We start from the raw sequence: 14,897 nt of genomic DNA, 5'->3' as shown, positions 1-14,897 counted from the left end.
CCCAGGGCGTGCCGAGTGAGGTGCGCCTAAGCTGGAACCGTGGCGCGGAGCATCTACATCACCTCGGCCGAAGGCCATACCGGAAAATCGACGATCGCCCTCGGCGTGCTCGACGCGCTCATGCGGGTCACCCCGCGGGTCGGCGTGTTCCGGCCGATCGCGCGCTCGGTCACCGAGCGCGACGAGATCCTCGAATTGCTGCTCGCCCACGACGGCGTGCACCTCGACTACGACGACTGCATCGGCGTCAGCTACGACGACATGCGCCACGACCCGGAGCACGCGCTGTCGACGATCGTCGCGCGGTTCAAAGCGGTCGAAGCGCAGTGCGATGCCGTGGTGATCATCGGCAGCGACTACACCGACGTCGCCAGCCCTGCCGAGCTCGGCGTCAACGCCCGCATCGCCGCGAACCTCGGAGCTCCGGTGCTGCTCGTGCTGTCGGGACGCGACCAGCAGCGGCAGGCCGAGCAGCTCGGCACGACGACCGCCCGGGTGCCGGCCGCGGTCGGGCAGATCGCCGCACTCGCACTCACGGAGCTCGAACAGGAGCGCGCCGAGCTGTTCGCCGCGATCGTCAACCGCTCGGACCCCGCCGAGCTCGACGCCATCATCGAGGCGGTGCGCGGGGTGCGGCCGGGCAAGACCACGCCGGTCTGGGCGATCCCCGAGGACCGCACGCTCGTGGCGCCGTCGATCCGCGGCATCCTCGCGGCCGTCGACGGCCGTCTCATCAAGGGCGACGAGGGGCGGCTGACCCGCGAGGCGCTGTCGATCGTCGTCGCCGGCATGTCGATGGTCAACGTGCTGCCGCGCATCACCGAGGACTCCGTCGTCGTGATCCCCGCCGACCGCACCGAGGTGCTGCTCGCGACGCTGCTCGCCGACGCCTCCGGCACCTTCCCCCGGGTCAGCGGCATCATCCTGAACGGGCCCTTCGACCTTCCCGAGCCGATCACGCAGCTGCTCGACGGGATCCCCTCGACGGTCCCGATCATCGCCACCGATCTCGGCACCTACGACACCGCCGTCCGGGTCATGGGCGCGCGCGGCCGGCTCTCCGCCGACTCGCGCGCGCGGTACGACCGGGCCCTCGGACTCTTCCAGACCCATGTCGACATCGCCGAGCTCGCGACGCAGCTCGGGCTCGCCGAATCGCGGGTCGTGACCCCGCTGATGTTCGAGTACGGCCTCATCGAGCGCGCCCGCGCCGACCGCCGGCGCATCGTGCTGCCCGAGGGCGGCGACGACCGCATCCTGCGTGCGGCCGCCACGCTGCTCGCCCGCGAGGTCGCCGACCTCGTGATCCTCGGCGACGAGGCCGCCGTGCGAGCCCGCGCGGTCGAGCTCGGCATCGACATCGCCGCGGCCCAGGTGATCAGCCCCACCGATCCCGAGTACGTCGCGAGGTTCGCCGAGGAATACGCACGACTGCGGGCGCACAAGGGCATCACCCTCGCGCAGGCCGCCGACACCGTGACCGACGTCTCGTACTTCGGCACGATGATGGTGCACCTGGGCCTCGCCGACGGCATGGTCTCGGGAGCGGCGCACACGACGGCGCACACGATCCGTCCCTCCTTCGAGATCATCAAGACGAAGCCGGGCGTGAACGTCGTCTCGAGCGTGTTCCTCATGGCGCTCGCCGACCGGGTGCTCGTCTACGGCGACTGCGCCGTCATCCCCGATCCCACGAGCATCCAGCTCGCCGACATCGCGATCTCGTCGGCGGCGACCGCCCGCCAGTTCGGGATCGATCCGCGCGTCGCGATGCTGTCGTACTCGACCGGCGAGTCCGGGTCGGGAGCCGACGTCGACAAGGTGCGCGAGGCCACGGCGCTCGTGCGCGAGCGCGCTCCTGAGCTGCTCGTCGAGGGGCCGATCCAGTACGACGCGGCCGCCGATGCCGCCGTCGCGAAGGCGAAGCTGCCCGATTCCGCGGTCGCGGGTCGTGCGACCGTGTTCGTCTTCCCCGACCTGAACACGGGCAACAACACCTACAAGGCCGTCCAGCGCTCCGCCGGCGCGGTCGCGATCGGCCCGGTCCTGCAGGGACTCAACAAGCCGATCAACGACCTCTCGCGCGGCGCGCTGGTCGAGGACATCGTCAACACGGTGGCGATCACCGCCATCCAGGCGCAGGGAGAGACCGCATGAGCGCGATCCTCGTGATCAACAGCGGCTCGTCGTCGCTGAAGTACAGCCTCCTCGACATCGAGCGCGAGCACGAGCTCGCCTCGGGCCTCATCGAGAGGATCGGTCAGGACACCGGTGCGGCCTCGCACACGGTGCGACCCGAGACCGATGCGGATGTCGTGCCCACGATGCTCGACGCGACGTACAGCGACGAGCGCTCGATCCCCGATCATCATGCGGCCTTCGCGGTGATGCTCGAGCAGTTCGCCGAGCACGGACCTTCTCTCGCCGAGCATCCGCCGGTCGCCGTCGGACACCGGGTCGTGCACGGCGGAGCCCGCTTCTTCGCGCCGACCCTGATCGATGCCGATGTCGAGCGGCAGATCGAGGAGCTGTCGGTACTCGCGCCCCTGCACAATCCGGCCAACCTCGCCGGCATCCTCGCGGCGCAGGCCGTCTTCCGCGGCGTGCCGCACGTCGCCGTGTTCGACACGGCTTTCCATCAGACCCTGCCCGCAGCGGCCTACACCTATGCGATCGACGCCGATCTGGCGAAGCAGCACCGCGTGCGGCGCTACGGCTTCCACGGCACCAGCCACCAGTTCGTCAGCGAGTCGGCCGCGGCGTACCTCGGCCGCGACCTCGGCGACCTGCGCCAGCTCGTGTTCCACCTGGGCAACGGAGCGTCGGTCACCGCGATCGACGGCGGGCGCTCGGTCGAGACGTCGATGGGGCTGACCCCGCTCGAGGGGCTCGTGATGGGCACCCGCTCGGGAGACCTCGACCCGGCGGCTCTGGTGCACCTGTCGCGTCGCGCCGGCCTCTCGATCAACGAGCTCGATGCGCTGCTGAACACCCGCAGCGGACTGCAGGGCCTCGCCGGACGCAGCGACATGCGCGACATCCTCGCGGGCGTCGATGCGGGGGAGGAGGCGGCGACCCTCGCCTTCGACGTCTACGTGCACCGCCTGCGCGCCTACGCCGGGGCGTACATCGCCCAGCTCGGCGGCGTCGACGTGATCTCGTTCACCGCCGGCGTCGGCGAGAACGCCGCCCGGGTGCGCGCGGAGGCCCTCGCGACCCTCGGATTCGCCGGCGTGGAGGTCGATCAGGCACGCAACGCCGAGCGCGGTCGCGGCATCCGGAGGATCTCCACGGATGCCTCGACGGTGACGGTTCTGGTGGTCCCGACGAACGAGGAACTGCAGATCGCCCGGCAGACCGCCGACATGCTCTGAGCGCACGGTTTCCACAGGGGTTACTCTGGGGCGCGGCTCCCCATTACGCTGTCATGGTGGCACGGAGGAGTGCCGAAACCCTCGACCTTCTCCCTGGAGGCTTCTGTGCCGGAAAACCTGCCCGATCTGCTCGCCGCAGAAGGGGTGCTGTTCGACCTCGACGGCGTGCTCACCCCGACGGCAGAGGTCCACATGCGGGCCTGGAAAGCCGTGTTCGACGAGGTGTTCGCCGAGTGGGGCATCACGCCGGCCTACACCGACGCCGACTACTTCGGCTACGTCGACGGCAAGAAGCGCTACGACGGTGTCGCGAGCCTGATGCACAGCCGCAACGTCGAGATCCCCTGGGGTGAGGTCGACGACCCGCCCTCGGCCGACACCATCTGCGGAATCGGCAACCGCAAGAACGACGCCTTCGCCGCCGAGCTGCGCCGTGACGGCATCGCCCCGTACCCGGGCTCGCTCGCGCTGGTCCAGCGCCTGCACGCGGCCGGGGTGCCGCTCGGTGTGGTGTCGAGCTCGAAGAACGCCGAAGAGGTCCTCGCCGCCGCCGACCTCCGCTCGTACTTCCGCATCGTGGTCGACGGCGTCGTCGCCGAGCGCGACGGTCTGGCGTCCAAGCCCGCGCCCGACATGTTCCGCGCCGGCGCCGTGGCGCTCGGCGTCGACCCCGCTCGCAGCGTCGCCGTCGAGGACGCGACCTCGGGTGCGGCATCCGCATCGGCCGCCGGCTACGCGCACGTCGTCGGCGTCGACCGCGGCACCGGGGCCGACGCCCTGCGAGCCGCGGGCGCCACCGTCGTCGTCGACGACCTCGACCGCTTCCTCCCGACCACCCCGAACTCTGCACCGGAGACCACCGCATGATCGACCGCGACCGCTTCCCCGTCGACCCGTGGCGCCTCATCGAGACGCGCTACTCCGAGGAGGGCGTCGGCGAGACGCTGTTCTCGATCGGCAACGGATACCTCGGTCTCCGGGGCAACCACATCGAGGGCCGTGGGGCTCACGAGCACGGCACCTTCATCAACGGGCTGCACGAGACGTGGCCGATCCGTCACGCCGAGCAGGCCTACGGCTTCGCCGAGGTGGGACAGACCATCGTCAACGCCCCCGACGCCAAGGTCATGCGCGTCTACGTCGACGACGAGCCGATCTCGTTCGACGAAGCGGATGTGCGCGAGTACCGCCGCACCCTCGACATGCGCACGGGTGTGCTCGAGCGTCTCGTCGTGTGGGAGACGCCGTCGGGCAAGCGCGTGCGCATGCGCGACGAGCGCATCGTCAGCTTCGAGGAGCGCCACCTCGCGATCCTGCGCCTCGAGGTCGTCGTCGAGAACTCCGACGCTCCCGTCACGATCAGCTGCCAGATCCTCAACCGCCAGGACGGTGCGGGCGTCTACGCCGGCACCCCGACCCAGGCCCAGAAGCCGGGCTTCGACCCGCGCAAGGCCGAGAAGATCGCCGATCGGGTGCTCGAGCCCGGTGAGCACTGGCAGGACGGCCTGCGCTCGGCGCTGTCGTACCGCGTCGCCGACTCCGGCATGACCGTCGCCGTCGTCGCCGACCACATCCTCGAGACCGAGAACGAGTACAGCGCCCGCGCCCTCGTCGAGGCCGACATCGCGAAGAACGTCTTCCGGGTGCAGGCCAAGGCCGGAGTGCCGATCACCGTCACCAAGCTCGTGAGCTACCACACCTCGCGCGGGGTACCTCCGCGCGAGCTCGTCGACCGCTGCCGCCGCTCCCTCGACCGCGTCGCCGTCGAGGGCGTCGAGACGCAGTTCCAGCGCCAGCGCGACTGGCTCGACGCGTTCTGGGAGCGCAGCGACGTGCAGATCGGCGGTCACGACGACCTGCAGCAGGCGACCCGCTGGTGCCTCCTCCAGCTCGCGCAGGCCGCGGCCCGCGCCGACGGCACCGGAGTCCCCGCCAAGGGCGTCTCCGGTTCGGGGTACAGCGGCCACTACTTCTGGGACACCGAGATCTACGTGCTCCCGTTCCTCGCGTACACGTCGCCGCAGTGGGCGCGCAACGCGCTGCGCGCCCGCGTGCTGATGCTGCCGGCGGCGCGTCGGCGTGCGGCCCAGCTCAACGAGGCGGGGGCGCTCTTCCCCTGGCGCACGATCAACGGTGAAGAGGCCTCGGCCTACTACGCCGCGGGCACGGCGCAGTACCACATCAATGCCGACGTGAGCTTCGCGCTCGGCAAGTACGTGCGCGCGACGGGAGACACCGAGTTCCTGCGCCGCGAGGGCGCAGACGTCGCGGTCGAGACCGCGCGCCTGTGGGCGACGCTCGGCTTCTGGCGCTCGGCGCAGGTGGTCGAGAACGCGGATGCCGCCGACGGTCTGCAGACCTTCCACATCCACGGCGTCACCGGTCCCGACGAGTACACGACCGTCGTGAACGACAACCTCTACACGAACGTCATGGCCCGCTACAACCTCCGCTTCGCGGCCGAGGTCGTGCGCGAGATCCGCGAGACGTACCCCGAGGACTACCGCGACCTCGTCGAGCGCACGGGCCTGTTCGAGGGCGAGGCGGAGTCGTGGGAGCGTGCCGCCGAGGCGATGTTCATCCCCTACAGCGAGAGCCTGGGCATCCACCCGCAGGACTCCCTGTTCCTCGAGCGCGAGGTCTGGGACCTGGCGCACACGCCGTCGTCGCAGCGTCCGCTGCTGCTGCACTTCCACCCGCTGGTGATCTACCGGTTCCAGGTGCTCAAGCAGGCGGATGTCGTGCTCGCCCTGTTCCTGCAGGGCAACCACTTCTCGCCCGAGGAGAAGCGCGCCGACTTCGACTACTACGACCCGCTCACCACGGGTGACTCGACGCTCTCGGCGGTCGTGCAGTCGATCCTCGCGGCCGAGGTCGGGTACCAGGACCTCGCGCTGAAGTACTTCGAGGAATCGATCTTCGTCGACCTCCACGACCTGCACAACAACGCGGCCGACGGTGTGCACGTGGCCTCCGCCGGTGGCGTGTGGACCGCGCTCGTGTGCGGTTTCGGCGGCATGCGCGATTACGAGGGCGAGCTGAGCTTCGACCCGCGTCTGCCCGCGGCCTGGCCCTCACTGACCTTCCCGATGAAGTGGAAGGAGTCGGAGGTCACGGTCACGATCACGGCCCACGAGCTGCGTCTGCGGGTGCGCTCCGGCGCACCGGTGCCGTTCACGGTGCGCGACGAGGCCTACATCGCGACCGAGGGCGAAGAGGTCGTCGTCCCGCTCGCCGACCAGGGCCCGCTGATCCCCGGTCGCCCGACGCTGCGCCAGTTCGCCGACGCCCGCCGCGAGGACGGAACGCGCCTTTCGGCATCCGTCCCGGTGATCACCACGTCGATCCCGGTGCTCGCACCGCCGGAGTGATCGCGCGCGGGGGGTGTTTCTCCGGACGCACCTCCCGCGATGTCCGTGGCACGCCGTAGGCTGTTCTGGTGACCACAGCCCTCTATCGCCGCTACCGCCCCGAGACGTTCGGCGAGATGATCGGGCAGTCCCAGGTGACCGACCCGCTCATGACCGCGCTGCGCGGCGACCGCGTCGGCCACGCCTACCTCTTCTCCGGCCCGCGCGGGTGCGGCAAGACTACGTCGGCGCGCATCCTCGCGCGGTGCCTGAACTGCGCCGAGGGGCCGACCGACGTCCCCTGCGGCACCTGCCCCAGCTGCGTCGAGCTCTCGCGTGCCGGTGGCGGATCGCTCGACGTGGTCGAGATCGACGCCGCGAGCCACAACGGTGTCGACGACGCGCGCGACCTGCGCGAGCGGGCGACCTTCGCCCCGAGCCGCGACCGGTTCAAGATCTTCATCCTCGACGAGGCGCACATGGTGACGCCGCAGGGCTTCAACGCGCTGCTCAAGCTCGTCGAAGAACCGCCGCCGCACGTCAAGTTCATCTTCGCGACGACCGAGCCCGAGAAGGTGCTCGGCACGATCCGCTCGCGCACGCACCACTACCCGTTCCGTCTCGTGCCGCCCGCGGCCATGCTCGAGTACGTCGAGAAGCTCTGCGTCGAAGAGGGCGTCGTGGTCGAGCAGGGTGTGCTGCCGCTCGTCGTGCGCGCCGGTGGCGGATCGCCGCGCGACACGCTCTCGCTGCTCGACCAGCTCATCGCCGGCTCCGACTCGCCCGCGGGCTCCGAGACGGTCACGGTCGCGTACGCACGCGCCGTCGCCCTCCTCGGCTACACGCACGCGGCCCTGCTCGACGAGATCGTCGACGCCCTGGCGATCGCCGACGCGGCGACGGCGTTCCCCGCCATCGACCGCGTGGTGCAGACCGGTCAGGACCCGCGCCGCTTCGTCGACGACCTGCTCGAGCGCCTGCGCGACCTCATCGTGATCGCGGCCGTCGGCAACGGCGCCTCCGCCGTGCTGCGCGGCATCGCCGACGACGAGCTCGAGCGCATGCGCACGCAGGCGGCCGCCTTCGGCGCTGCGCGTCTCTCGCGCACCGCCGACGTCGTCAGCGCCGCGCTCGACGACATGTCGGGCGCGACCTCCCCGCGACTGCACCTCGAGCTCATGGTCGCTCGTGTGCTCGCCGGGGCGACGGATGCCGCGGCCGGGGTGGCGCCCGCTGCCGCTGCGCCCGCAGCAGCGGCGCAGCCGCACGCCGCTCCGCGACCGTCGGCTGCACCTGCACCTGCACCTGCACCGCAGCCCGCAGCTCCGGCCGCCGCTGCCCCGGCTGCGCCGGTCGCAGCACCCACCGCAGTCGCGGCCCCGACGTCCGCCCCGGAAGAGGTGGCTGCCTCCGCCGCACCGGCTGCTGCCGTCGCCGAGCCGGCCGCTGCCGCTGCCGCCGCCGAGCCCGCGCCCACCGCGACACCGTCGGGTCCGGTGACGCTCGATCGCATCGTCGCCGCGTGGCCGGCCGTGCTCACGCGCCTCGAGAGCATCAGCCGCTCGTCGTGGCTGGTCGTCACCACCGTGCAGCCCCTGGCGTACGACACCGAGTCCGAGGTCCTCACGATCGGTTTCGCGAGCCAGCACGATGTCGCGAAGTTCAAGGGAACCACGCCGGGCGCCGGCACCTCCGATCACCTGCGCACCGCTCTCCAGCAGGAGCTCGGTGTGGTCGTCAAGTACCGGCCTGCCCCGCTTCCGACCGGCGGTGCCGCGTCGAGCGGCGGCGCACCGCGTTCGGGGGGATCCTCGGGGTCCGCAGGCGGTGCCCAGGCCCCGGCCGAGCCCGCCCCGACGGAGCCTGCCCCTGCGGGTTCCTCCCGACAGTCGAGCCCGCGCCCCTCGTCCGCTCCCGCGCCCGCTGCGGTGACCGAGTGGGCCGTGGCCGCGATCCCGACGTCCGACACCGCGCCCGAAGCGGTGACGACCCCAGTCGGCCCCGGATCCTCCCTGCCGGTCGACGACGAGCCCGAAGAGGTCGAGGCCGCGGCATCCGCGCCCGTCCCTCCGACCGACGGCACGATCGATCGCGACGAGCCGCCGCTTCCCGGCGACGACGAGGCGCCGTTCCCCGACGACGAGCCGCCGTACGACCCCTCGTACGAGCCCGCTCCGCACTCGGCCCCGCCGGCACCGGTCTCCGCCGCGCGGGTGCCCGCCGCGTCCGCGGCACCTGCCGCACCTACACCCGCCGGCGCACCGTCCTCCGCCGCACCCGCGAGCGCCCCGGCACGGGTCGCCTCGGCCCACGCCGCTCCGCGCGTCACCGAGCGTGCGCCGGCGCCCGGGGGAGTGCAGCGCTACGGCGAGGCCGTGATCCGCCAGGTGCTCGGCGCGACGTTCGTGCGCGAAGAGCCCTATGAGCCCCCGACGAGGTTCGCCTGATGTACGACGGAATCGTTCAAGAGCTGATCGACGAGTTCGGGCGCCTGCCCGGCATCGGTCCGAAGTCCGCGCAGCGGATCGCCTTCCACATCCTGCAGACGCCGACGTTCGACGTCGCACGACTGTCGGAACTGCTCAGCGACATCCGCACGCGAGTGCGCTTCTGCGAGGTGTGCGGCAACGTGGCCGAGCAGGAGCGGTGCGCGATCTGCCGCGACCCGCGCCGCAACCAGGCGCTCATCTGCGTGGTCGAAGACGCGAAGGACGTCGCGGCGATCGAGCGCACGCGCGAGTTCCGCGGGCTCTACCACGTGCTCGGTGGAGCGATCAGCCCGATCGCAGGCATCGGCCCCGACGATCTCCGCATCGCGCAGCTCATGAGCCGCCTCGCCGACGGCACGGTGCAGGAGGTCATCCTCGCCACCAACCCGAATCTCGAGGGCGAGGCCACCGCGAGCTACCTGAGCCGCTACCTCACCACGATGCAGATCACGGTCTCGCGTCTCGCCTCGGGGCTCCCGGTGGGCGGCGATCTCGAGTACGCCGACGAGGTCACCCTCGGCCGCGCCTTCGAAGGGCGGCGCGTGCTGTGACGACCCCTCGCGCGGTTCGACGATGAACGCGCAGCACACCGGATTCTCGCGACGCGGATGGCTGCTCTTCGGGGCCATGGCTCTGCTGTGGGGCGTGCCGTATCTGTTCATCAGCATCGCGGTCGAGTCGTTCTCGCCGCCCGCGATCGTCGCGGGGCGCACGCTCATCGCCGCGCTCCTGCTGCTGCCCTTCGCGCTGCGCAACGGCGCGCTGAAGGCGGCATGGAAGCACTGGCCCTGGGTGCTCGCCTTCGGCGCCGTCGAGATGGCGGGCCCCTTCCTGCTCCTCGGGCACGCCGAGATGACGCTGCCCTCGGGCATGACCGGCCTCCTCGTCGCGACCGTGCCGCTGTTCGCCGCGCTCATCGCGCTCGGCGGCGGTGATCGCGGAGTGCTCAAGCCGGCGCGATCGATCGGACTGCTCGTCGGGTTCCTCGGTGTCGCGATCGTCGTCGCGGGGCCCGGCCTATTCGGCGGCGAGGTCAGCCTGCTCGCCGGCGGTGAGGTGCTGCTCGTCGCGGTGCTGTACGCCACCGCCCCGTTCATCGTCGCGCGCAAGCTCGCCGACGTGCCCTCCCTCGGAACGATCACGCTCTCGCTCCTCATGATCGGCGTCTTCTACCTTCCGATCGGTCTGCTCACTCAGCACGAGGTGCCGACCCTCCCCGCGATCGGCGCCCTGCTCGCCCTCGCGGTGATCTGCACCGCGGTCGCGTTCCTCGCCTTCTTCGCGCTCATCCGCGAGGTCGGTCCCGTGCGTGCCCCGCTGTTCACCTACGTGAACCCGATCGTCGCGATCGTGCTCGGCGCGATCGTGCTCGCCGAGCCGCTCACCCCCGGGTTGCTGATCGGCTTCCCGCTCGTGATCGCCGGATGCTGGTTCGCCGCCACCGGCGGACGGCTGCGGCCGCCGGCATCCGCTCTCCCTCCTCCCGCGGTGCCCTGACGACCGGCAGCGTCCGGCCCCGGCTGCGGCGTCACATGCACAGCGGAGCATATGGCGCGATCGTAGAATGAGCGGTGGGCGGATCCGCCCGACATCCCCGGGAGTGAACGTGGCCCTCATCGTGCAGAAGTACGGCGGCTCATCCGTCGCCGACGCAGAGAGCATCAAGCGCGTCGCCAAGCGCATCGTCGACACCCGTCGTGCCGGTCACGACGTCGTGGTCGCCGTCAGCGCGATGGGCGACACCACCGATGAGCTCCTCGACCTCGCGAACGAGGTGGCGCCGATCCCGGCACCGCGCGAACTCGACATGCTGCTCTCGAGCGGTGAGCGCATCTCGATGGCGCTGCTCGCGATGGCGATCCACTCGATGGGCTTCGAGGCCCGCTCGTTCACGGGCAGCCAGGCGGGCATGATCACCGACTCGCAGCACGGTGCCGCACGCATCGTCGATGTGACGCCGATCCGTCTGCGCGAGGCCCTCGACGAGGGCGCGATCGTGATCGTCGCCGGATTCCAGGGCTTCAACCGCGACACCCGCGACATCACCACGCTCGGCCGCGGTGGCTCCGACACCACCGCCGTCGCCCTCGCCGCCGCCCTCAAGGCCGACGTCTGCGAGATCTACAGCGACGTCGACGGCATCTTCACCTCCGACCCGCGGGTGGTGCCGGCCGCTCAGAAGCTCGACCACGTCTCGAGCGAGGAGATGCTCGAGCTCGCGGCCAACGGGGCGAAGGTGCTCTACATCCGCGCCGTCGAGTACGCACGCCGCCACGGCGTGCTCATCCACGCCCGGTCGTCGTTCTCGTCGGCCGAGGGTACGTACGTTTTGGGCGAGGGTATGAAGAACCCCCGCGAAGCCGAGGGAGCAGCCATGGAAGAACCGATCGTCGCCGGTGTCGCCACCGACCTCAGCCAGGCCAAGATCACCGTCGCCGGTGTGCCGGACGTGCCGGGCAAGGCGGCGGAGATCTTCAAGATCGTCGCGAAGTCGGGCGCGAACGTCGACATGATCGTGCAGAACGTCTCGGCCACCGGGCGCACCGACATCTCGTTCACCGTTCCCAAGGCGGATGCCGCGGCGGCGCTGAAGGCCCTCGCCGGCGACCAGGCCGAGGTGGGCTTCCAGAACCTCGTGCACGACGACCAGATCGGCAAGCTCTCCGTCGTCGGCGCGGGCATGCGCACGCACTCCGGTGTCTCGGCCGTGCTGTTCGAGGCGCTGTCGGCCGGCGGCATCAACATCGAGATGATCTCGACCTCCGAGATCCGCATCTCGGTGGTGCTCCGCGGCAGCGACCTGCTCGAGGCCGCGCGCACGGTGCACACCGCCTACGGCCTCGACGGCGACACCGAAGCCGTCGTCCACGCCGGCACCGGTCGCTGACCCGGCGCCCGGCCGTCCGGCCGAGCGATAGACTCGCCGGAACCCTGACATCGGCGCCAGGCGCGGCATCCGCATCCCGACGCCACGCCTCGCGCCTCGTACGCAGTACCGCACGACGCCAAGGAACATCATGACCCGCATCTCCGACTCAGGACTCTCCGTCGCCATCGTGGGCGCCACCGGCCAGGTGGGCACCGTGATGCGCGAGATTCTCGCCGAGAGGTCCTTCCCGATCCGCGAGCTGCGCCTGTTCTCGTCGGCCCGGTCGGCCGGCACGTCGATCGAGTACGGCGGCACGTCGGTGATCGTCGAGGACGTCGAGCAGGCGGATGCCGCGGGCATCGACATCGCCCTCTTCTCGGCCGGCGCGACCGCCAGCCGCGCCTACGCGCCGCGCTTCGCCGCCGCCGGGGCCGTCGTGGTCGACAACTCGAGCGCGTGGCGCATGGACCCCGAGGTGCCGTTGGTCGTCAGCGAGGTCAACCCCCACGCGATCGACGAGCGCCCCAAGGGCATCATCGCGAACCCCAACTGCACGACCATGGCCGCGATGCCGGTGTTGAAGGCGTTGCACGCGGAGGCGGGCCTCGAGCGCCTCATCGTCTCGACGTACCAGGCGGTCTCGGGCTCCGGCCTCGCGGGTGCGCAGGAGCTCCTCGGCCAGGTCGAGGGCGTGCTCGCCCAGGGCGACACCCTGCGCCTCGTGCACGACGGCTCGTCGGTCGACTTCCCCGAGCCCGAGAAGTACGTCGCCCCGATCGCGTTCGACGTCATCCCCTTCGCGGGCAACCTCGTCGACGACGGCGACAACGAGACCGACGAGGAGAAGAAGCTCCGCAACGAGAGCCGCAAGATCCTCGAGCTGCCCGATCTCCTCGTGGCGGGCACCTGCGTGCGCGTGCCGGTCTTCACCGGGCATTCGCTCTCGATCCACGCCGAGTTCGCGAACGACATCACCCCCGAGCGCGCGACCGAGCTGCTGTCGGCTGCTCCCGGCGTCGTGCTCGACGAGGTGCCGACGCCGCTGCAGGCCGCGGGCAAGGACCCGAGCTTCGTCGGTCGCATCCGCGCCGACCAGTCGGCTCCGGCGGGCAAGGGCCTGGTGCTCTTCGTCAGCAACGACAACCTGCGCAAGGGCGCGGCCCTCAACGCGGTGCAGATCGCCGAGATCCTCGCTGAGCGCTTGAGCGCTTGAGCGCTTGAGCGTCTGAGCGCCTGAGCGGGTCCGCGCGCGATAGCGCGACGGCATCCCCGCGATGCGGAAGCGGTCTGATCGGGCCGGCCCCGGTGGTCGGCCCGGTCGCGTCCGCGAACTAGACTGTCGTGGTGACCGAAACAGTCGATGTCGTCCTGATCGGCGGTGGCATCATGAGCGCCACCCTGGGTACTCTGCTGCACGAGCTGCAGCCGGAGTGGAAGATCGTCGCCTTCGAGCGACTCTCGGATGTCGCCCAGGAGAGTTCGAACCCCTGGAACAACGCCGGCACGGGGCACGCCGCCCTCTGCGAGCTCAACTACATGCCGCAGGGCACCGGGCCCCTCGACCCCGCGAAGGCCGTCTCGATCAACGAGCAGTTCCAGCAGAGCCGCCAGTTCTGGTCGTCGCTCGTCGACAAGGGCGTGCTCGACGCTCCGTCCACCTTCATCAACGCCACCCCGCACATGACCTTCGTGCGCGGCGAGAAGGACGTCGCGTATCTCAAGGACCGCTACGAGGTGCTCAAGAAGCAGCCCCTGTTCGACGGCATCGAGTACAGCGAGGACTCGCGCGTCATCAACCAGTGGGCGCCGCTGCTCATGCAGAAGCGCCGCAAGGGTGAGCCCTTCGCCGCGACGCGCGTGCCCGCCGGCACCGACGTCGACTTCGGGGCCCTCACCCACCAGCTCTTCGACCACCTCACCGATTCGGGCGTCACGCTGCGCACGAACCACGAGGTGCGCTCGCTCAAGCGCCAGAAGGACGGCACCTGGCTCGTCAAGTACCGCACGACGATCGGTCGCACCCCGAACGAGGTCAAGGCGAAGTTCGTGTTCGTCGGCGCCGGTGGATGGGCGCTCAAGCTGCTGCAGAATTCGGGCATCCCCGAGATCAAGGGCTACGGCGTCTTCCCGATCGGCGGACAGTTCCTGAAGACCAGCAACCCGAAGATCGTCGAGCAGCACAAGGCGAAGGTCTACTCGCAGGCATCCGTCGGTGCACCGCCCATGTCGGTGCCGCACCTCGACACGCGCGTGGTCGACGGCGAGGCCTCGCTGATGTTCGGGCCCTTCGCGACGTTCAGCCCCAAGTTCCTCAAGAACGGTTCGATGCTCGACATCGTCTCGCAGGTGCGCACGCACAACCTGTGGCCGATGCTGCGCGTCGCCTTCGCGAACCCCGACCTGATCACGTACCTCGTCGGCGAGCTCATGAAGAACCACCGCAAGAAGGTCGACAGCCTGCGCACGTTCATGCCGACGGCGAAGGACGAGGACTGGACGCTCATCGATGCGGGTCAGCGCGCGCAGGTCATGAAGAAGGACCCGAAGAAGGGCGGCATTCTGCAGTTCGGCACCGAGGTGGTCGCCGCGGGCGACGGCTCGATCGCCGGGCTCCTCGGCGCCTCGCCCGGTGCCTCGACGGCCGTGCCGATCATGCTGAACCTGCTGAAGACCTGCTTCCCCGACGACTACGTGGCCTGGGAGCCCAAGCTGCGAGAGCTCATCCCGACGTTCGGTGAGCAGCTCAACGAGGATGCCGCGCTGGCGAAGGAGTCGACGACGGCGACGGCGGCGACCCTCGGCATCAACGTCTGAG

The 14,897-nt window shown here is 70.5% G+C and carries 10 protein-coding genes; all 10 read left to right on the top strand.

Annotated elements, in window-relative coordinates; translation table 11 throughout:
• Nucleotides 1-39 precede the first annotated feature (39 nt).
• The 10 genes from pta to mqo all read left to right on the top strand — a co-directional run bounded on the left by pta (nucleotide 40) and on the right by mqo (nucleotide 14,896).
• Nucleotides 40-2,157 carry a phosphate acetyltransferase gene (pta, locus tag ACTJKK_RS06810; RefSeq protein ID WP_440747430.1) on the top strand — a complete coding sequence of 706 codons (2,118 nt, stop codon included), beginning with the start codon at nucleotides 40-42 and terminating at the stop codon, nucleotides 2,155-2,157.
• Nucleotides 2,154-3,374, top strand: coding sequence for an acetate/propionate family kinase (locus ACTJKK_RS06805; protein WP_440747429.1), 1,221 nt, complete (start codon nucleotides 2,154-2,156; stop codon nucleotides 3,372-3,374). Before pta ends, ACTJKK_RS06805 begins: the two co-directional genes overlap by 4 nt.
• 105 nt (nucleotides 3,375-3,479) lie before the next feature.
• A complete protein-coding gene (locus ACTJKK_RS06800; protein WP_440747428.1) occupies nucleotides 3,480-4,241 on the top strand; it encodes an HAD family hydrolase in 762 nt (253 codons plus the stop codon).
• A complete protein-coding gene (locus ACTJKK_RS06795) occupies nucleotides 4,238-6,745 on the top strand; it encodes a glycoside hydrolase family 65 protein (RefSeq protein WP_247625090.1) in 2,508 nt (835 codons plus the stop codon). The genes ACTJKK_RS06800 and ACTJKK_RS06795 overlap by 4 nt, the downstream gene beginning before the upstream one ends.
• 68 nt (nucleotides 6,746-6,813) lie before the next feature.
• On the top strand, nucleotides 6,814-9,171 hold the full coding sequence (locus tag ACTJKK_RS06790; RefSeq protein WP_440747427.1) for a DNA polymerase III subunit gamma and tau: 2,358 nt from the start codon (nucleotides 6,814-6,816) through the stop codon (nucleotides 9,169-9,171).
• Nucleotides 9,171-9,764, top strand: a complete 594-nt coding sequence (recR, locus tag ACTJKK_RS06785; RefSeq protein WP_247625088.1) for a recombination mediator RecR — start codon at nucleotides 9,171-9,173, stop codon at nucleotides 9,762-9,764. The genes ACTJKK_RS06790 and recR overlap by 1 nt, the downstream gene beginning before the upstream one ends.
• Before the next feature lie 22 nt (nucleotides 9,765-9,786).
• On the top strand, nucleotides 9,787-10,710 hold the full coding sequence (locus ACTJKK_RS06780; protein ID WP_440747426.1) for a DMT family transporter: 924 nt from the start codon (nucleotides 9,787-9,789) through the stop codon (nucleotides 10,708-10,710).
• Nucleotides 10,711-10,819: 109 nt separating this feature from the next.
• Nucleotides 10,820-12,100, top strand: a complete 1,281-nt coding sequence (locus ACTJKK_RS06775) for an aspartate kinase (protein WP_440747425.1) — start codon at nucleotides 10,820-10,822, stop codon at nucleotides 12,098-12,100.
• A gap of 130 nt (nucleotides 12,101-12,230) precedes the next feature.
• Nucleotides 12,231-13,295, top strand: coding sequence for an aspartate-semialdehyde dehydrogenase (locus ACTJKK_RS06770; RefSeq protein ID WP_247625085.1), 1,065 nt, complete (start codon nucleotides 12,231-12,233; stop codon nucleotides 13,293-13,295).
• Between the two features lie 173 nt (nucleotides 13,296-13,468).
• A complete protein-coding gene (gene mqo, locus ACTJKK_RS06765; protein ID WP_440747549.1) occupies nucleotides 13,469-14,896 on the top strand; it encodes a malate dehydrogenase (quinone) in 1,428 nt (475 codons plus the stop codon).
• Nucleotide 14,897 lies beyond the last annotated feature (1 nt).

Origin of the sequence: Microbacterium sp. 22179 (genome assembly GCF_052045715.1) — a bacterium.
Lineage (GTDB): Bacteria > Actinomycetota > Actinomycetes > Actinomycetales > Microbacteriaceae > Microbacterium > Microbacterium galbinum.
The sequence above is the reverse complement of the archived record's forward strand: the minus strand, read 5'-3'. Positions and strand labels throughout refer to the sequence as shown.